The sequence below is a fragment of the Polyangium sp. 15x6 genome (assembly GCF_029960785.1).
Taxonomy (GTDB): Bacteria; Myxococcota_A; Polyangia; order Polyangiales; family Polyangiaceae; genus Polyangium.
In genome coordinates, this window is sequence record NZ_JASBQE010000009.1 from 54,992 (window position 1) to 74,071 (window position 19,080).

Here is a 19,080-nt window from a genome sequence, read left to right on the forward strand (position 1 = left end):
GGAAAGATGATCTTCGCGCCGGCGGGGCCGCGCTGTCGAGTTAACGCATGATCCTGGATCAGGGGAGGGTGAGCGCGAGCCCCATCGCGTTCGGCGCCCCCCATCCTGTCGGATAATCCCATCCCGCCTTGGGCAGTTTGTTGGAGGGCGTATTGCCGTCCGGATCCGTCTGCGTGATGTCGCGGAACGACGCCTTGACGGCGGCGTTCGTGTAGAGGATCGAGTTCAGCCAGCCGGCCTGCGGCAGGTTGTTCGCCGCGCGGTACTGGTTCACGACGGCCATGAGCCCGCCGAAGACCGGCGACGAGAACGACGTGCCGCCGTAGGCTTGCGTCCAAGCCCCGAGATAGAAGACGTAGTAGCCCGCGTACTGCGAGGCGTGGACCGCGAGGTCCGCCGTCGCTCGGCGCGGCGGGCTGTTGATCTCGACGTTCGTGACGTACGGCGCTTGCCACGTGGGCATGAGGAACGTGAGCGAGTCGCCGCAGCCCGACGCGTACCAGTTCGTCTCGTTCGCGAGCGTCCCATTCGAGTTCCAGAAGAGATGCGTGCCGCCGACGCCCGTGACGTACGGGCTCGCCGAGGGCGTGTCGATCTGCGCCGAGTCGCCCGTCGCGGCCATGACCGTGATGCCGAGCGCCGCCGCTTGCATCGCCGAGTCGTGGTACTGGATGCGCACGGGCGCCGGCTCGGAGTCCTCGCGGTGTGCGAACGAGTCGGTGATGACCGAGACCTCGTTGCGGGCGATCGCCTCGTTGAACGTGTAGACCATCGACGTGTTGCGCGCGTCGTGGCCCGCGTAGACCATCAGCGTCGCGCCCGGCGCGAGCGCGCCGGCCCACTCCACGTCGAGCGTCGTCTCGATGTAACGCGTCGACGGCGGCTCCATCGTGTACGTCACCACCGGATCGTCGCGGATGATCCCGAAGGACTGCCAGAACGACTGCAGATCCTTGTAGCGGAACATCGCGCCGACCGTGACGCCGAGCTTCACGCCCTGGCCGCGGTAGCCCATGCCGTAGAGCTGATCGACGCCGTACGCCTTGGCGATCTTCGCGGGCGACTGCCGGTTCGTCGGGACGGTCTGCGGCTGCACCACGATGCCGCCGCCCTCGGGCGTGAGCGGCGTCGTGGACGCCCCGAGATCGCAGGTGATCACGCCGCCGATCCGCTGCGCCACCCAGGTCGGCACCTTCAGCGGCTCGAGCGTGCCGTACACGTCGATCGGGTCGTTGCCTTGTTGCGGGTTCTCACGCTCGAAGAGGTGCAGCGTTGTCTGGAAGACCTCGTTGAACCTCGCGACCGTGCCCTGGAACTCGATGAGCAGGCGGTTCGTCGCGACGTACGGCACCGTGAAGCCCTCGGATTCGAGCCAGATCTTGACGAGGTGCGGATCGACCTCGGGCGGCGCGTGCTGCGCCATCCACTCGTCGACCGTCATGTAGTCCCGGAACATCGGGTGGCCCGGGTCGTAGATGTTCGCGATCGTCTCCTCGAGGACCTGCTTGTCCCGGATGGGGAAGGCGATCAGCGAGCGGAACTTTGCGTTCAGATTGGCCGGACCGAGGTCCATGTAGACGCCCGGCAGCGGGTTCGGGATGCCGTCGATGCTCGTCACGGGTTCGAGCTCGGCGTCCGTGAAATCGGGGAGCGCGTCGGGCAATTCGCCCGCGTCCGGTTCCCCGCCGCCGCCCACACCGCTCGACGAGCTCGAGCTGCTGGACGAGCTCGACGAACTGCTGGTCGACGGGTCCATGCCGCCCGCGCCGCCTTGGCCGCCGGTCCCGCCGATGCCGCCCGTGCCGCCGGTCCCTCCGACGCCGCCCGTGCCACCGGTCCCTCCGACGCCGCCTTGGCCGCCTTGGCCGCCTTGGCCACCCTGACCGCCTTGGCCACCTTGACCGCCAACGCCGCCCTGGCCGCCTTGGCCGCCGACGCCGCCTTGACCGCCTTGGGCGGTGGAGCCTGCGGTGCCGCCGGGAGGCGTCTCTACGGAGCCTCCGCTGCAGCTGACTGCGGCGAACGCCGCGCCGTTGACGAGGGCGAGCAGCGTGAGTACCCGCGCCGTGGTGGAAGGGAATCGCAAGGACAGCATGGTCCGCGATGCTCCCTCCATGGGAGGAAAAAATCCACCAATTCCGGGTGATGTGCAGCACGCGCTCTGGGCGGAAGGTCGCTCAAATATTCGGAAAGAAAGCAATATTTGGACGCCGTCGAGAAATGGGCGCCTGGGCATGGGCCCTGGTAGCATCGAGGACCGGGCCACGGTTCCGCCCACGCAACCAACACTTTGAGGTATAAAGGCCACGCTGCGTGAGGACTGTGGACATCGGAGGCGAGGACTCCAGACCGCAGCGGAAACGCCCGTAAGGGCAGCCCCGGGAGCATGCCGGTCGATTTTCCAGGATCGAGAAAGTGCAAAGATCGACGTTCCCACAGCGAGACGGGTGAGCTCTGCCTGGCATCGGTCCGATGGCAGGAAAATTGCCGCACACGCTGAACCCGTACCCCCTCGATGCGAAGTTTCGCCCGACGCCTGCTCGAAGCACGCAAGATACCGAAGCCGTTCCGCGCCCCGCGGCCGATGGCCTTCGAGAAGGATCGATCGCGTCTCTCGAGCCGCGCCCGTCTCGAAGCGATGGCCATCCTCGTCGCCGGGATCACGGCCGCGATCGCGCCCCTCCGCGGCGCCGACGACGAGGCGCGTGAGCTCACCCTGCGCGCGATCGGAGGCCGCAGCCCCTCGTCGCACGTGCTCGTCGTGCATGCCTCGCCCGAGACGCTCGCCGCACGAGATTGCCTCGGCGCGCTCTCCGATCTCGTCGCCCTGGGCCACGCGCGCGGCGTGCTCGTCGTGCCGCCGCTCGACGCGTTTTGTGTGAACCGCAAAGAGCCGAATGCGGAGCCGGCCGCGTCGATCCAGCCGCTCCCGCCCGGGATCGTGCGCGTCGGCGCGCAAGGCGCGGCGGTGGGCTTTTCGGCCCCGCCCGCGGATCGGCCGGCGCTCGCCGCGCTCGGGATCGCGGAGGCGCCGTGGATCGTGCCCGCGCCAGCCGAGAGCGTGCCCAAGGTCTCGCTCGCCGACGTCGTGGCCGGACGAACGCCGCTCTCCGTCGCCGCGGGGCGCGTGGTGATCGCCGCGCTCGACTCGCCGTTCGAACCACGCGCGAGCGCCGCGGGCGCGCCCCCGATCTCGATGGGCACGCACGTGGCCTCCGCGCTCGGCGGCCTGCTCGACGGCGGCGCGAGGCGCGAGGCGCCGCGCTGGATCAGCGCGCTCGTCGCTTCGCTCTCGGTCTTGATCCTCGCGTTCGTCCGGAGGGTCGCGTCGATCCGCGGCGCGCTGATCACGCTCGGCATCTGCCTCCTCGCGACGATCCTCGGGCAAGCGATCTTCGCGGCCTCGATGGTGCGGGGCCTCCTGCCGGCGGCGAGCATCGCCGCGAGCATCCTCGCGGGCGCGATCGTTGCGCTCTCGCTCGATCTTTCGGGCTGGCGACGCGCGGTCACGCGCACCTCGGATCTGCTCGGCCGCGAGGGCATCTTCCGCCGCGTGCAGACCGAGCCCGACGCGATCTTCTGGCCCCGGCTCGGCCGCCTCGCGGGGCGCCTCTTCCCCTCCGACTTCGTGCTCGTGGCGGAGCTGCCGTCTTCGCAGTGGCACCTCAAGTTCTGGGACGACGGCGACGTCGGCGAGCACCTCATCGCCGAGCGCCGCCGCGACGTGCGCCGCAGGCCGTTCATCAACGAGCACGGCGTGGCCGCGCCCCACCTCGTGACGGATTTCCTCAAGAACCCCGGCGAGCCCTCGCTCGTCGTGCCGCTCATCGCGCTCGGCGAGACGGAAGGCTACGTGTTCCTGTGCGGCCCGAAGGCCGAGGCAGCGTTCGCCAAGGCCCCCGAGCGCCTCGAACGCCTCGCGCGCGAGCTCGCGCTCATCGCGCGCAGGCGCCGCCTCGGGAGCGCGGGCGAAGGCGAGCCGATCTCGGGATCACGCCTGCTCGACGCGCCCTTGCCGCCGTCCGAGCGCCTCGTGCAACGCGCGGACGGCGCCGCGAAGGAGATCGCCACGTTCAGCGAGGTGCTGCGAAGCTCGCCGGTGGGCCTCTTTTATGCGGACGCGCTCGGCGACGTGCGGCTCGCGAGCCGCGAGCTCGGCCGCTGGCTCGGTGCGCGCGGCGTCTCCGTCCCGCCCGAGTCGGCCGACGGCGCGCTCCCGCCTGGATCGATCCACCTGAGCCAGATCCTCGTCGCGCTCACCGGCTGCACCGCCGAGGAGGCCGCGACGAGCATGGCCGAGGTGCTGCAGAGCGAGTCGGGCATCACGGGCCGCAGCCAGGCGGGCACGTCGCCGGCGTTCGTCCTGACGATCCGCGCGCTCCGGCAGAAGGCGGACGGCTTCTCGTCGATCGTCGGGTACGTCGCGTCGGTCGTGGAGCAGCCCGAGGACAAACCCACGAACGTCCGCGCGCTCGCGACCGCGCCGACGCACGATCCGCTGAGCGCGTTCCCGCTCTCGGAGGTGATCGCGCAGGCGGTGGCGGGCACGGCGCGGGCGACGGGGCGGCAGGTGAAGATCGAGCCGATGCGGGGCATGGGCCACGTGATCGGGCATCGATCGGCGCTGGAGAAGGCGCTCGAGGCGTTCATGGTCGAGGCGGCGGGCCAGTCGCCGTCGGCGCAGCCGCCGGTGATCTCGGTGCGAGAGACGAGCACCGCGGTCGAGCTCTCGATCCTCGACTGGAGCCTCGGCTTTGGCTTGCCCGAGTCGGCGCTGCAGCGCGTGCTCATCGCGCCGGGCGCGGCGCCGCCGGGGCTCGAGGTGCTCGGGCGGCTCATCATGTCCATCGAGGACAGCCACGGCGCGGTGCAAATTCGCAGCGAGGATGGATGGGGTCTCACGCTGGTGGTGAGCCTGCTTCGGGCCAAACCTCGGGTGAAGGTGACGGTGGGCGAGGGGGGCGCGAGCGCGGTGGACAACGTCGTGGCGCTCGGTCGCAACACGGCGAAGTAGCCGGCGTTCTCTCGGCGTGGGGCGGGCGACGTGCGTGTTTCGTCCGCGCCATCGCTCCCCCGTTGCGGTTCGCGGGCGACGTGTGTCATCGTCGGACTCATGCGCGTCACCGTTTCTTTTTTGCTCATTGCTTGCCCGCTCGTGATCGCGGCCGGTTGCTTTGGCGGTGGGGGGATCGACGCTCCGCCGCCCGGACCGAGCGGATCGGGTGCGACGGGCGGCACGGGCGGGAGCGGTGGAACGGGCGGCGCGGGCGGGGGCGCGTCGTCGTCGAGCAGCTCCGGGAGTGGAGGCATGGGGGGCGGCATCCCGCAGAACGCGTGTCCGAAGGTCCCGAATACGCCCGCCATGGTCGAGCTCGAGTCCTCCGGGACGAGGTTTTGCATCGACAGCACCGAGGTGACGAACGCGCAGTACAAGGCCTGGCTCGACACGAACCCCGATCCGACGCTCGAAACGTTCCAGCCGTTCCCCCAATGCGAGTTCAACAAGAGCTTTGGGGCGGTCACCTCCCCGAACGATCACCCCGTCGCCAACGTCGACTGGTGTGACGCGTTCGCATTCTGCGCCGCGCACGAGAAGCGGCTCTGCGGCGCCATCGGTGGGGGGCCCACGCCGTACGCGAACGATTACGATGACCCCACGATCAGCCAGTGGCACAACGCCTGCACGATGGGCGGGATGCGCACGTTCCCCTACGGAAAGGAGTACGTGGGCGACGCGTGCAACGGCGCCAATATGGCGAATGGGACCGTGCCCGTCGGCAGCCTCGCGACGTGCGAGGGGGGGTTCGACCATATCTTCGATATGAGCGGGAACGTCTGGGAGTGGGAGGACTCCTGCGAGACGCAGATGGGGATGGGCGACACCGACTTGTGCCACCGTCGCGGGGGTGGGTTCACGAGCGGCGAGTCAGATCTGGATTGCTCCACGGCGAGCATGAGCATCACGCGTAGCAACACCGACCCGCGCACCGGCTTCCGCTGCTGCGCGGACCTTCCGGCGCCCTGATCCAGAACGCGGCGTCGTTCAGCCGATCCGGATCTTCTTCTTCAGCGCGGCGAGCTCATCGTCGATCTCGGGGTTCGAGGGCTTGCCGTCCTTCGAGATCGTCCCGCCGCCTTCGAGCTGCGCGAACTTCGACTCGAGCTCCATGTCGGACATCCCGCCGCTGCGGAGCGCGTCGTCGAGCTCGCGGGCGGCGGCCACCTCGGCGACCTTGCCCTCGATCTTGTCCTCCATGCGCCGGAACTCGGCGAACGCGCCGCCCGTGCTGCCGCGCGCGCCGAGCCCCTCGGCGCCGCCGCCGGCCTTCGCCTGCTGAAGCTGCGAGGCGATCGTCCCCTTGCGCGCTTCGAGCTCCTGCTGCTTCTGCTCCATGCGCTCGAGCTCGCGCTTCATGTTCAGCGCGGCCGCGCGTTGCTCGGCGCGCAGCGCTTCGGCGCGGTCGCGCTCGGCGATGATGCGCTTCTTCTGCACGAGCGCCTCACGGGCGAGCGACTCGTCTCCGGCCTTCAGGGCGAGCTCGGCGCGCCGCTCCCACTTCGTCGTCTCGGCGTCGACCTCGTCGACCTTCTTGCGCAGCACCTTCTCGGCCGCCACCGCTTCGACCAGCTCCTTGCGGGCGGCGCGGATCTGGTCCTTCATCTCCTCGACGATCAAATCGACCGACTTTTTCGGGTCTTCCGCCTTGTCGAGGAGCGCGTTGACGTTGCTCGAGATGACCTTGCCCATCCGGTCGAAGATGCCCATGCGGCAAAGGTGCACCGGCGAGCGGCGGCTGTAAAGCGTGGGGCTTGGATCACCGAGCCTGGAGCGGGCGCGTCCAGGGCCGATGCACGGCGGCGCGCCGAAAGCCGGCCGAGGCGTAGAGCGCCTCCGACGCGGCGTTCGTGGGCCTCGAGAACACGAGGGCCTCGCGCGCGCCGAGCCGGCGCAGCAGGTGGAGCCCCGCGAGGTTCACGGCCCTGGCGAGGCCTTTCTGCTGATGGTCCGGATGGGTCCCGACCGGCTCGAACTCGCCGATGCGGGCCACCGGATCCCACCAGACCATCGTGAAGGCGGCGAACGATCCGTCCGGCGCCTCGACGACGAGGTCCCTCTCGAACGCGTAAAGGTCCATGGCGACGAGCCGCTGGTACTTCTCGACCGTCATCCGGGAGGGCGCGAAGGCGGCGCGATGCACGGCGACCCGCGCCGGGATGTCATCCTCGCCCCGGACGTGACGAATCGTGTATCCGGGCGGGAGCACGGGCGCGGCGGGGCTCTCGAAAAGGGGCGCGATGAAGTGGCTGTACGAAGGCTCGTCGGCGGGTGTGAACCCGAGCGACCGGAGCTCTTCTCGCAGCGCGTGATCGGTGTCGAGGACGTGGGTCGTGAGGTGGCTCGGCGCCTCCGCGTGGGACACGACCCTCTCCGTCAGCCATTCGACGAGCTCGGCGACGACGGCGCGAAGGGGCGCGGCCGGCAGGTCGGCCCGGAGATGACAGAGAAGCTCACCCGGCGGTTGGAACCCGCCCCAGGCGACCACGTCGCCGCCGGACTCCCACAGGCGGATCCGCGTTGTCCAGTCGACCTCAAGCGGCGAGACGACCATCCACCACGCGACGTCTCCCACGGTCATGTTCACGAACGGCCGCGCGAGGAGCCACGAGGCCGTGATCGTGCGCTGGAGAGCGCGCAGATCGGCAAGGCCGGTGTAGGGCCGAGAGGTGATGTGCATGGTCGGCTCCGCGTGTGGAGGGGGAACGTGGATCCCGAAAGATCCCCGCGATCCTTGGGCGATTGTCAAGCCGAAAAGCAAGTTTGGCGGATCTAGTTCTTCCCCGAGCGGAGCTTGCACGTCGGAGAGGGCTTCGTGTCGCCGAAGAAGCGAGCCCACTGCTCCGCCGTCATGTTGCGGATGGACCGGCGGCAGATCTCGTCGATGAGCTTGTCCTGTCCGAGTGGGTGCAGGTGCACGCCCTCGAATTCGCTGGCGATCGTCCACAGCAGGTCACGGTTCACGAATCCGAAGCGTGACCACGTGTGCTCCTTGCTCGGGATTCGAGCGACCTCGCGGGCGGGATACGTGGAGATATCCCACACGTCGATGTCGCCCTTCGCGTGATGGATGGCCAAACGCTGCCCGTCCCAGCTCAGAATACCGATCGCATCATTCTCGACGGGGAAGGTGTACTCTGCGGCGCCCGTTTTGATGTCCCAAACCACGATGGAATTCGTGGGTTTGTCCCCCGCGCTCGGATGCACGCCGTATTTGCTGGTGGCGATACGCGCGTCGTCCTTGCTGGTCAATGGGTTTCCGCCGACGGCGCCGAAGGTCGCCACATCGTCGCCGTTCCATGTCTTGACGATGAATTTGTCTCGATACAGCACGAAGAAGTGCTTGTGACCCCTAATCACGACGCCGTCCGGCGTGGCGAGCCGCTTGAGAGGCACCGGCTCGGAGCCGCTCTCCGTCCATTGCCACAAGATCCCCTGGTGCGTGACGACGCCGAGTCGCTGGCCCGAGTCGTCGAACATCATCTCGTCGACCGCGCTGGTGTAGAAGCCTTCCATGAACAAGGTATCGATGGCCATACCGATCGAAAAATAAGCCTTTCGCGCCCCGGAGTGGGTATCGTAGACCCACACCTTGTCTCCCGCGGCGATCGCAACCTTGTCGCCCTGCGGGCTCACGGCGATTTTCGCCCTCCAAGGAAGAGAGACGCTGGCATCCTTCGGCAGGCCCTCGTCTTCTCCTTTCACCCGGATGTGAAGTCGGCGTCGGACGAAGAAGTTCGGCGGCAGATGCTTGTCGGTCATGGAGGCCTTGGAATCGAAGGTGCGTATCTCCTCCGTGCGATCCTTGAAGCCGAACAACGTCTCTCGGGCCTCACGCGAGGGGACGACGACCCACTCGTCGCCCTCGTCGAGTCGCGACTGCTTCAGCGACAAAAGGGGCAATTCGAGGGACCACAAGCGCTCGCCGTTCGGCAGCTTGAAGGCCGCAGCGCGTTTTTCGTCGGCGACGACCACGACTTCGCCGTTCCTGCTGATGACGAAGCCGATCGTGCTCGTGTGCGCTCCAATGATCGAATCGTTCGCACCCAGCTTCCCGCTCACGCGGAGCCAAAGCGTTTCGTTTTGGCGCTCGGGCATCCACAAGTTCAACTCGGCCGGGGCGCTCGGCAGGGGAATGATCCCTCCGACGGTGCTAAGCATCCACGGGGAGTTGCTCTCCCACAATTGTCGGGAATCGAAGCTTCGATACAGGCTGTCGCTGCCATGACCGGGGAAGGCCCAGGTCACCATGCGCGAGGCGTCGGCCGTGGTGAAAAACGAGCGAGAGGGGGCGACGTTGAGGACATCGTGGAGCACCCGCCCGTGTGCGGCGCCCTTCCCCATGGAAAACACGCGAAGATCTTGCCGATGCTTGGCGACGATGAAGGGCTGCTCGCGTGAGATCGCCATCGGCCAGTATTCGTGGCCGATGGCGATCTGGGGCTTCGTCTTGATCCGCCCGTCTCCGCTCATCTCGTGGAGCTGGACCGTGCCTGCCCAAGCGGTGCTGACGAAGAGGCGCCCGTCCGCGCTCGAAAGGGTGGGACGTCGCGTATTGAGCGGGACTTCGACGGGTCGCCACGCCTCCTTTTCGATCTGCCACAGAGACCACGACGCGTCCCCCAGCGCCGGGTACGTGGCCAGCAAGTCATCGCCGAGCAGAACATAATCCGACGCGCCGATGTTCCTGGTGAGGAGCGACGGGGCCGCGTACGATCTCGCCGCTACGTCGAAGAACGCAACGCCCTCCGGGATCTTGTGGATGAGCAGGTCCTCGTGCCGGGAGCTCCACTTCGTGTCCATCGTGTCGGCACGGAAATCGACGTCGTCTGCCGGTATGGATACCCAGGGCTCTTCGGACTGCGGATCGTACACGCACACCCCGTCCGCGCACTTCGAGGCCATCCACCGGTTGTTCTTGCTGAAAATGACGGGGCCGCTCGTCGGGATCACCTTCCTCGGCTCGGTCACGTGCGCGCGGAGGTCGCGCCGCCAGTAATAGGTGTTCGATTTTACGGCGACGAACCCCCCATCCGAGCTGACGTTGATGCCGGTGAGGGGCTCTTTCCCGATTGGTATCTCGAATCGATCCACCTCCGCCCCACGGGCGAGATCGGTGATCGAAACCTCGGAGACGCCCTGCTCGTTTCGAATGGCCGTGAGTAGCAGATCCCCGTCGGCCAAGGGTTTGATGTAGTCGAGCGTCCCCCCATCGTACTCGGTGACCCGCACGGGCAGCGCCATTTGCCCCAGAATGGAGCGGGCCGCGGCGTCCGCCTCGGGCGTCCAGTTGCGTTGCAAAAGCTCGACGGCGAGCAGGGCCGCGGTCTGGAGGTTCTCTCCTCCGCGTGAAGCCAGGATCTGCGCCGTGTCCTCCAGGCTGCGCACGCGCAGCTTCTCCGCATGCTCCTTCGCGTCGAGGTTATACCACAGGGCAACCGCCAACGAGACCACGACAAGCACGCCCAGCGTCCCGAGCGCGCGTCTCTGGAACCGTTCGCGCCGCTCGCGCCGCTTGCGCTCCAGCTCGCCCGCCTCTCGCGCGGCGCGGCTCGCCTCGAGGAGCTGCGCCTCGTCGGGCGTGAGCACCCGCATTCCATCGAGGCCTTTTTCGACCTCCGCGAGGGCCGCCGCGTCGATCACGCGTCGCTCTTGCGGATCGCGTTGCCATTCTCGCGTCCACCATTCGAGCAGCCGGCGCGCGCGTGGCCCGGGCGCCTCGGATTGTTGCCATCGCGCGAAGACGAGCGGCGCCAGCGTATCGTGCGAGAGGCGCGTCGCCCCCTCGCTCTCGCTGGTGAGCAAGTGCGCGCCCTTCAGCGCCTCGAGGAGCGCTTCGAGCTTCCCCGAGGCCGCGAGCTGGGGATACGCCTCTTGCAGATCCCTCGCCGCGCAGGTCGTCGCCACCGGCAGCGCGTATCGCGCCTGCGTCGTGTGCGCGAGCAGCACGTCCTCCACGAGACCCGAATCGACGTATTCACCGAGAGATTCTCGGCGGAGGTCGCCGACGTTCCGGTGAATGAACTCGCCGAGCACGGTCCAGTCCCGGCGAAGGGCGTCGAACGCCTCGGCCGTCAGCTCGTCCCCGGGGCGCGTGTGTTTCCAGAGCTCGTACATGACGAGCGCGAGCGTCGGGGCGACGGGGGAGTCCCGATCCCGCGGCAAAAGCTCGCTCGCGATACGCTTGCCGAGCCCGGCCGCGACGCGCCGGCCGTAACGGTTGCGCAGGTGCCACGTGCGCGTCAGGCCGTGGACGATCTCCTCGATCCCCTCCTCGTCGAGCGGCTCGAGGTGGTGGTCCTCGAACGGCAAACTGCGGTCTCGCAGGCGCGCCGCGATATCCGCGTACCATTCCTTCCGGAACGAGAGGAGCAGCCGGAAGCGCGGCGGCCTCCCTGGCTTGAAATGCTCGACGAGCAGATCCACGAACGCCTTCATCTCGACGTTCGCTTCGGCGCGCGAGCGCGCGAAGACCTCTTCGACCTGATCGATGACGACGAGGACCGGGCGCGGCGCCGCCGGCTCCCCATCTTGGGGTTTCGAGGCCCGAGCCAGCGCGTCGTCGAGGCATCGACGAAGCTCGTCGCCGGTATCTCGCCGCTCCACCTGCACGGCGTGCCGCGCCCGGAGGCGGGGCAAAACGCCGGCCTCGAGGAGCGACGATTTCCCGACGCCCGAAGCTCCGTACAGGAGGACGATTCCCCGCCCGTCGGATCGGGTCAGCTTGCCGTGGAGCTGCGTGATGTCCTTGCACCGACCAAAAAACGTCGCCGTTTGTGCCGGCGTATAAGGCGTCAGACCCGGATAGGGCTCCTCGGGCAAACCTGCCGGGAAATCGATCGGCGGAAGCCCGCGACACGGATCCAGTGAAGAGAGGAGCGGCCCCGCGCGCTTCAGGATCGACGCCATCGGCGTGACGTACACGGTGCCGAGCGCGACGCGGCCGTCCTGATCTTTGGGGCCGGCTCGAACGATACCGATGACGGCACCTTCGACGACGCACGGCCCGCCGGAGAGCCCTTCCGCTCTTGCCCCTTCTCCGGCCGCGAGCTGGTCGCAGTAAAGATCAAAAACGGAGGCCCCTTCGTACGTCGCGTCGACGGCGACGACGTTGCCCGTGAAGTGTTTGCCCCTGGGCTCCGCTGTCGGGAACCCGTACGTCGAAAAGGAGCTGCCTATTTCGACGGGGTGCTCGCTGCATGGCATCGAGGGCACGCCCGGCGCCTCGGCGCACGTGAGGAGCGCCCAGTCGTCCTCGCGGCTCCACATGCCGGGGACGACGCTCGCCTCGATTGTCTTGCCGTTCGAGAATTTGAGCTCGATCTCTCGCGGAAACGCTTCGGGATCGTCGTTGTGCTGCCTGCTGGCGACGACGTGCAGCGCCGTGAGCACGAGCTTTTCTCCGACGAGAAAGCCGGTCCCTCGCGAGGGGGGCCGGTGGCTCACGACGTCCCCGGTCACGTTGACGGACGCGATGCTCTCCCTCAAATCGGCTCCTCCTCGGGATTGCAGAGGAGCGCACGCTCGACGCGAGAACCGCGGACATCCAGCCTGACGTAGTGCGGGTTGAATTCGACGTAACTCGCGATCCGGTTCGCAGCGAGATCGCTCAGGAAGTCGCGGAGCATGGCCATGGCCTCGGGACCCTCGGCGTCGAGCAGCGCGGAGGGGACACGCATCGTGTCGGCCCAGGTGCCGGAGTTGAGATACATCCGCCCGCGGCCGAGATCGACGGCCTTGGGCAGGTGCGTGTGTCCGAAAATGACGAACCGGTATCCGCCGCGAACGAGCTCGGTCGCCGCCTTCAGATACTCTGGCTGCGTTTCGACGCTTCGCTCGAACGAGCGGTCCTTTTGGAGCGCGCGGAGCGCGGTGAGAAGCTTCGGCAGCCGCTGCTCGAGCTCCTGCGTCATCCCGCTTGCCCATAACCGCAATAACCCACCTGCAAAACGCACGTCGTCGATGGCCGAAAGCTCTCCGCCGGTCGACGTCGCGGGCAGGTTCGTCAAGAACTCCCTGGCTGCGTCGGCGGGCATGGCCGCCGTGAGCATCTCCGCGAGCGTGAGCGGCGAGGCGCCGTCCGTCCCCTCCACGGCGGAGAGATCGCCGCGGTGGCGCGGCATCGCCGGCTGCGCGGGCTTGTGCTTTTCCGCCTCGCGCTTGAGGCGCCCCACGGTGAGGATCTTGTTGCCATACCCAGGCTCGAGGACGAGGAGAATGGGCAGCACCGCCTCCGTCTCGGGCTTCAGGAGATCCACGAAACGATATTGCCGTTTGATCTCGTTCATCACGGAGGAGACGAGCTGGCTCCCCGCGGGAGGCGGAAACGCGAAATCGGGAGGGATCGGCTGTCCTCGTGACTGGAGCGAGCGAACCTCGCGGAGCGCGCCGTGGTCGACGGTGTTGAAGCCGTCGTACCGATTGCCGTGCTCGATCAGCGCGTCCCCGATGGCATACGCCTCGCCGTCGTAGAGGAAGCTGATCCGCGCGGGCGACGCGTCGGCCCCGAGGAGACGCAGGAACTCGGCGCGCACGTGCGGCAGCGCGAGCTCCACGTCGTGGTTGCCGAGCAGGAGGGTCAAGCGACCGCCTCGGCCCACGAAGGCGCGAAGCTCGTCGAAGAGCGACTTGTCCTGCTCGACGATCACGCCGAGGACCCGGAGCGCGTCGCCGGGATCCGCGATGAAGGGGACGAACGTGCCTGGACGCACCTCCTCGGCGAGAAAATCCAGGAAGTCGCCGTTGATGACGAGCTCGACGTCGAGGCCTTCCGCGCGTCGCGCCCCGAGCGTCCGCACGAACCGCGTGAGCGCGTCGACGCGGGTGTTGATCCGGAACCCGCGCTGCCCCGGCTCGTTCGGCTCCGGGTAACGCCCCCCGATGTGGAGATCCGAGATGATGTAGACGGAGCGCTGCGGTGTGCTCATGCCCTCCTTGTGGATCGTGCCCGACACATGGGGCGAGAGTCCAGAGGGCGCTTCCTCACAGAGGCGCGAGATGCGGCCTCGACCTCACCACTTCTCGATCCACGGGCGGAGATCGAGCTCGAACGTCCACGCGTCCCGCGGCTGGCTGTGGAGGTGCCAGTAGTTCTCCGCGATGTGGTCCGGGTCGAGGATGCCGCCCTCGTCCTTCTTCGCGTAGATCGCGGGCAGGTTCTCGCGGATGAAATCGGTGTCGATCGCGCCGTCGACGATGACGTGCGCGACGTGGATGCCCCGCGGGCCGAGCTCCCGCGCCATGCTCTGCGCGAGGGCGCGCAGCGCATGCTTCGCGCCTGCGAACGCCGCGAAATTCGCGCCGCCGCGCAGGCTCGCGGTCGCGCCCGTGAAGAGCATCGTGCCGCGCCCGCGCGCCACCATGCGCTTGGCCACCTCGCGCGCCGTCAGGAACCCGCCGAGACAGGCCATCTCCCAGATCTTCATGTACTTGCGCGACGTCTCGTCGAGGATGCTGCAAGGGACGTTCGCGCCCACGTTGAAGACGTACACCTCGATCGGACCGATCTCGCGCTCGATGCGCTCGACGGTCGCGACGACCTCGTCCTCCTTGCGAGCATCGCAGCCGACGGCGTGCGCGCGGCCGCCGGCTGCGGTGATGGCGTCGACGAGCGGCGTGAGCTTGTCCGCGTTGCGGCGCGACACGCAGGTGACGAAGCCTCCGCGGGCGAAGCGGCGCGCGATGGCGCCGCCCGTCCCGTCGCCGGCGCCCACGATCCATGCCGCGGGATCGCTCCCGCGGCTCACGTCACCCTCGCCGCTCGTCGAGCTTTCGTTCATGGGTCAGGCCGTCGTCTGAAGCGTCGTCGCCGCGCCCTCGGCGAGCGCCGCTTGCGCCGCCGCGAGCCGCGCGATCGGCACGCGCAGCGGCGAGCACGACACGTAGTCGAGCTTCACCCGCTCGAAGAAGCGGATCGAGGACGGGTCGCCGCCGTGCTCGCCGCACACCCCGAGCTCGAGGTTCGGCCGCGTCTTGCGGCCGCGCTCGCAGGCGATCGCCACGAGCTCGCCCACGCCTTCCGTGTCGAGGCTCGTGAACGGGTCCTTCGGCAGGATGGCCGCTTCGACGTAGGCCCCGAGGAACTTCCCGGCGTCGTCGCGCGAGATGCCCATCGTGGTCTGGGTCAGATCGTTCGTGCCAAAGCTGAAGAACTCGGCCTCCTCGGCGAGCTCCGAGGCGCGCAGGGCGGCGCGGGGCAGCTCGATCATCGTGCCGAACAGGTACGACACCGACCGACCCTTCTCGGCGAACACCTCGCTCGCCACCCGCTCGATCGTCGCCTTCGCCAGCGCGAGCTCCTTCCGCGTCATGGCGAGCGGGATCATGACCTCGAGCTTCGGCGGCGCGCCCTTTTCGGCCACGTCGCACGCGGCCTCGAAGATCGCGCGGGCTTGCATCTCGTTGATCTCGGGGAACGTCACGCCGAGCCGGCAGCCGCGGTGGCCGAGCATCGGGTTCAGCTCGTGCAGCTCCTCCACCTTGCGCACGAGATCCGCCGGACGGACCTTCATCGTCGCCGCCAGGTCCTCGATCTGCTTGCGCTCCTGCGGCAGGAACTCGTGCAGCGGCGGATCGAGCAGGCGGATCGTCACGGGCAGACCCGACATCTCCTGGAAGATCGCGGTGAAGTCCTCGCGCTGGTAGGGCAGGAGCTTCGCGAGCGCCGCTTTCCGCGCGTCCACGTCGCGGGCGAGGATCATCTCACGCACCGCGGCAATTCGTTTGTCGTCGAAGAACATGTGCTCGGTGCGGCAGAGGCCGATGCCTTCGGCCCCGTACGACCGGGCCGTGCGCGCGTCCGCGCCCGTGTCCGCGTTCGCCAGCACCTTCAGACGCCGCGCCGTGTCGGCCCAGCGCATGAGCTCCTCGTACTCCGACGAGAGCGCCGCCGGCGCTGTCGGGATCGCGCCCAGGTAAACCGATCCGCTCGCTCCATCGAGCGTGATCACGTCGCCGCCCTTCACGCTCACCGTGTCCGTGGGCCGACCGAGCTCGTCGTAGATCGTCACGGTCATCGTGGCCGTCTCGTAACTCACGGCGACCGCCGAACACCCGGCCACGCAGCACTTGCCCATGCCGCGCGCCACGACCGCCGCGTGGCTCGTCATGCCGCCGCGCGCCGTCAGGATGCCGTTCGCGGCCTTCATCCCGTGGATATCCTCGGGCGACGTCTCGGCGCGCACGAGGATCACGGGCAGACCTTGCGCGGCCTTCCGCTCCGCCTCGTCCGCGTGGAACACCACCTGCCCGCTCGCCGCGCCCGGGCTCGCCGGCAGGCCTCGCGCCAGGAGCTTCTTCGGCGCCTTCGGATCGATCGTCGGGTGCAGGAGCTGCTCGATCGACGCCGGGTCGACGCGCATCACCGCCTCGCGCTGATCGATGAGCCCCTCCTTCGCCATCTCCACCGCGATCCGCACGCCCGCGCGCCCGGTCCGTTTCCCGTTCCGCGTCTGGAGCAGGTAGAGCCTCCCCGACTGCACGGTGAACTCGAGGTCCTGCATGTCGCGGAAGTGCTTCTCCAGCCGCTCCTGCGTGCGCACGAGCTCCGCGTAGGCCTCGGGCATGCGCACCTCGAGCGAGCCCTCGTCGTTGCCTTGCTCCTTCGCGATCGGGTTCGGCGTGCGCACGCCGGCCACCACGTCCTCGCCCTGCGCGTTCGGCAGCCACTCGCCGAAGAAGCGTTTCTCGCCCGTCGACGGGTCTCGCGTGAAGGCCACGCCCGTACCGGAGTCCTCGCCCAGGTTGCCGAAGACCATCGCCTGCACGTTGCACGCCGTGCCCCACGCCTCGGGGATGTCGTGCATCTTGCGGTACGTCTTGGCGCGATTGTTGTTCCAGCTCCGGAAGACGGAGGCGATCGCGCCTTCGAGTTGCGCCCACGGATCGTCGGGGAACGGCGCCCCCGTCGCCTCCTGGACGATGCGGCGTTGCTCCTTCACGAGCGAGCGCAGCGTCTCCTCGTCGAACATCGAGTCGGGCAGCTTGCGCTGGAGCTCGGCCACCGTGAGCCTCTGCGCCTCGGCCATCCCGCGCGCGGCCGCGGCCTTGCGGCGGGCGATCTCCAGCGCGTCGTCGAAGCGCTTGCGGTGGATCCCCAGCACGACGTCGGCGTACGTCACGATGAACCTGCGGTAGGCGTCGAGGGCGAAGCGCGGGTTTTGCGTGCGCGCGCCGAGCCCGGCCACGATCGCCTCGTTCAGGCCGAGGTTCAGGATCGTGTCCATCATGCCGGGCATCGAGGCGCGGGCGCCGGAGCGGACGCTGACGAGGAGCGGGTTCTCGGGGTCGCCGAAGCGGGTGCCGACGATCTCTTCCACCCGACGGATGGCCGCGCGCGCCTCGTCGAGCAGGCCCTCCGGGATGCGCTCCCCGGAGGCGAAGAAGGCCGTGCAGACCTCGGTGGTGATCGTGAAGCCCGGCGGCACGGGGATCCCGAGCCGGGTCATTTCGTGGAGACCTGCGCCCTTGCCGCCCAAGAGCGGCTTCTGGGTACCGTCCCCATCGGCCTGTCCGCCCCCGAAGAAATAGATGCGCTTCGCCATGGCGGCTTCTTCCATGGGTTGGGCTGTGAGCGCAAGGGAGATCTGAGCGGATGTTCCCAGGCGTCGCGAGCGGCCCGAGGCTCACGGCCGAGCCTCTGCGCATCTGCCGACCTTGGGCGAGTGTCACGGGTGAGCCTCGGCCTATCTGCCGAGCTTGGCCGAGTGTCACGGGCGAGCCTCAGCGCATCTGCCGAGCTTGGGCGAGTGTCACAGGCGAGCCTCGGCCTATCTGTCGACCTTGGGCGAGTGTCACAGGCGAGCCTCGGCCTATCTGTCGACCTTGGGCGAGTGTCACAGGTGAGCCTCGGCCTATCTGGCGACCTTGGGCGAGTGTCACAGGTGAGCCTCGGCCTATCTGTCGACCTTGGGCGAGTGTCACAGGCGAGCCTCGGCCTATCTGTCGACCTTGGGCGAGTGTCACAGGCGAGCCTCGGCCCATCTGCCGATCTTGCCCGAGGGTCACGGCCGAGCCTCAGGGGGTCAATCGACCGAGCAGCAGAACGTGATGGGGTCGGCGAGCTCGACCGTGCCGATCGGCTCGACCGTGCCCGCCGGACACGCGCCCGGCTCGGTGACCTCCGGCGTGGTGTACGTATAATAGGAGAAGGACGCGGTGCATTGATCGTCCGTCACGAGCGCGGCTGTCGCAGTGGTGCACGCGTCGCTGTACCCTTGCACGGACGCGCTGCACTTGGCGCCCGCCGGCGTGCCGCACGTGCATTCGGTGCAGGCGCGCGTGTCGTTCTTGCCCTCGTAATGGATGGCGCGGTCGGGATACCCGGGCGGGCAGGGGTGCTCGCCTGCGCGGACGACACAAATACGAAATGGCGTGACGGGCTCGGGCACGCAGAGCAGGCCATCCTCGCAGACCCCGTCCGTCGACGCGCCGCCGCAGGCGCGAACGGCGCTCTGGGAGGATGGCTCGGGGAGCGTCGTCGTCGGCGCGGGCGTGCAGGGGCCCATGACCTCGTTGAAGTAGGCGTGGACCGAGTTCTGTTTGGGCGTCGAATCGAGGCACGTGTCCGGCGGCCCGGACGCCACGTCCAGACCGACAGGAGCGCCGCACGATTGATGGTAGAGCAGGAGGAGGTTTCCGCAATCGACGCTCGGCGCGCCGCACGAGCAGCCGCACTCCGCCGGCGCGCCGGTGATATCGTCGCGCGCGTCGAGGAGCTGCGTCGGAAAGCTCTCCGGGCACGCCGGGGAAGGGACGCCCGTGACGACGGCCGCAGGCGCGGACCATCCGTCCGGCGGCGGGACCGCGCAACGATGCGTCTCCGGGCAGGGGGCGCTGCCGCCGCCGCCGCCCATCCCCCCTGCGCCGCCTGCGCCGCCTGCGCCGCCCGTGCCGCTCGTGTAGTCGCGTGCTTTCGGCGTGCAGGCGAGGACCCCGACGAGAAGCGCGGTCGAGGCGAGCCCGAGCCCCAGCAAATCCGTGCGCCGCCGCGCTCGAACGTCCCATCCGCTACGACTGTCCAGCAC

The 19,080-nt window shown here is 68.5% G+C and carries 10 protein-coding genes; 2 read left to right on the forward strand and 8 right to left on the reverse strand.

Annotated features, from left to right (window positions below):
• Positions 1-58: 58 nt before the first annotated feature.
• Positions 59-2,095: a S53 family serine peptidase gene (locus QHF83_RS09355; protein ID WP_282417426.1), complete on the reverse strand. Its 2,037-nt coding sequence runs from the start codon at positions 2,093-2,095 to the stop codon at positions 59-61.
• 420 nt (positions 2,096-2,515) lie between these two features.
• Between QHF83_RS09355 and QHF83_RS09360 the strand changes: the two genes are divergently transcribed.
• Both QHF83_RS09360 and QHF83_RS09365 read left to right on the forward strand, forming a co-directional pair.
• Complete coding sequence (locus tag QHF83_RS09360) at positions 2,516-5,014, forward strand: hypothetical protein (protein WP_282417427.1); 2,499 nt, start codon at positions 2,516-2,518, stop codon at positions 5,012-5,014.
• Positions 5,015-5,113: 99 nt separating this feature from the next.
• Positions 5,114-6,025, forward strand: a complete 912-nt coding sequence (locus QHF83_RS09365) for an SUMF1/EgtB/PvdO family nonheme iron enzyme (RefSeq protein WP_282417428.1) — start codon at positions 5,114-5,116, stop codon at positions 6,023-6,025.
• Positions 6,026-6,043: 18 nt separating this feature from the next.
• Here the strand turns inward: QHF83_RS09365 and QHF83_RS09370 are convergent, their stop codons facing one another.
• The 7 genes from QHF83_RS09370 to QHF83_RS09400 form a co-directional block, all read right to left on the reverse strand.
• Positions 6,044-6,766, reverse strand: a complete 723-nt coding sequence (locus QHF83_RS09370; RefSeq protein WP_282417429.1) for a PspA/IM30 family protein — start codon at positions 6,764-6,766, stop codon at positions 6,044-6,046.
• 49 nt (positions 6,767-6,815) lie between these two features.
• The gene (locus QHF83_RS09375; RefSeq protein WP_282417430.1) at positions 6,816-7,736 is read right to left on the reverse strand and encodes a GNAT family N-acetyltransferase; all 921 of its coding nucleotides are present in this window, start codon (positions 7,734-7,736) and stop codon (positions 6,816-6,818) included.
• A 92-nt stretch (positions 7,737-7,828) separates the two neighbouring features.
• Positions 7,829-12,544 carry a serine protease gene (locus tag QHF83_RS09380; protein WP_282417431.1) on the reverse strand — a complete coding sequence of 1,572 codons (4,716 nt, stop codon included), beginning with the start codon at positions 12,542-12,544 and terminating at the stop codon, positions 7,829-7,831.
• A complete protein-coding gene (locus QHF83_RS09385; protein ID WP_282417432.1) occupies positions 12,541-13,983 on the reverse strand; it encodes a hypothetical protein in 1,443 nt (480 codons plus the stop codon). The genes QHF83_RS09380 and QHF83_RS09385 overlap by 4 nt, the downstream gene beginning before the upstream one ends.
• Positions 13,984-14,067: 84 nt before the next feature.
• On the reverse strand, positions 14,068-14,835 hold the full coding sequence (locus QHF83_RS09390; protein WP_282417433.1) for an SDR family oxidoreductase: 768 nt from the start codon (positions 14,833-14,835) through the stop codon (positions 14,068-14,070).
• A gap of 3 nt (positions 14,836-14,838) precedes the next feature.
• Entirely contained in the window at positions 14,839-17,598 is a 2,760-nt protein-coding gene (gene ppdK / locus QHF83_RS09395) for a pyruvate, phosphate dikinase (protein ID WP_282417434.1), read from the reverse strand.
• Between the two features lie 480 nt (positions 17,599-18,078).
• Positions 18,079-19,080 carry a hypothetical protein gene (locus tag QHF83_RS09400; protein WP_282417435.1) on the reverse strand — a complete coding sequence of 334 codons (1,002 nt, stop codon included), beginning with the start codon at positions 19,078-19,080 and terminating at the stop codon, positions 18,079-18,081.

Bases quoted from the DNA above. Each gene is read 5' to 3' on its own strand.
- ppdK (WP_282417434.1), bottom strand. From the start codon at position 17,598: ATGGCGAAGCGCATCTATTTCTTCGGGGGCGGACAGGCCGATGGGGAC.
- QHF83_RS09360 (WP_282417427.1), top strand. From the start codon at position 2,516: ATGCGAAGTTTCGCCCGACGCCTGCTCGAAGCACGCAAGATACCGAAG.
- QHF83_RS09390 (WP_282417433.1), bottom strand. From the start codon at position 14,835: ATGAACGAAAGCTCGACGAGCGGCGAGGGTGACGTGAGCCGCGGGAGC.
- QHF83_RS09370 (WP_282417429.1), bottom strand. From the start codon at position 6,766: ATGGGCATCTTCGACCGGATGGGCAAGGTCATCTCGAGCAACGTCAAC.
- QHF83_RS09355 (WP_282417426.1), bottom strand. From the start codon at position 2,095: ATGCTGTCCTTGCGATTCCCTTCCACCACGGCGCGGGTACTCACGCTG.
- QHF83_RS09365 (WP_282417428.1), top strand. From the start codon at position 5,114: ATGCGCGTCACCGTTTCTTTTTTGCTCATTGCTTGCCCGCTCGTGATC.
- QHF83_RS09385 (WP_282417432.1), bottom strand. From the start codon at position 13,983: ATGAGCACACCGCAGCGCTCCGTCTACATCATCTCGGATCTCCACATC.
- QHF83_RS09375 (WP_282417430.1), bottom strand. From the start codon at position 7,736: ATGCACATCACCTCTCGGCCCTACACCGGCCTTGCCGATCTGCGCGCT.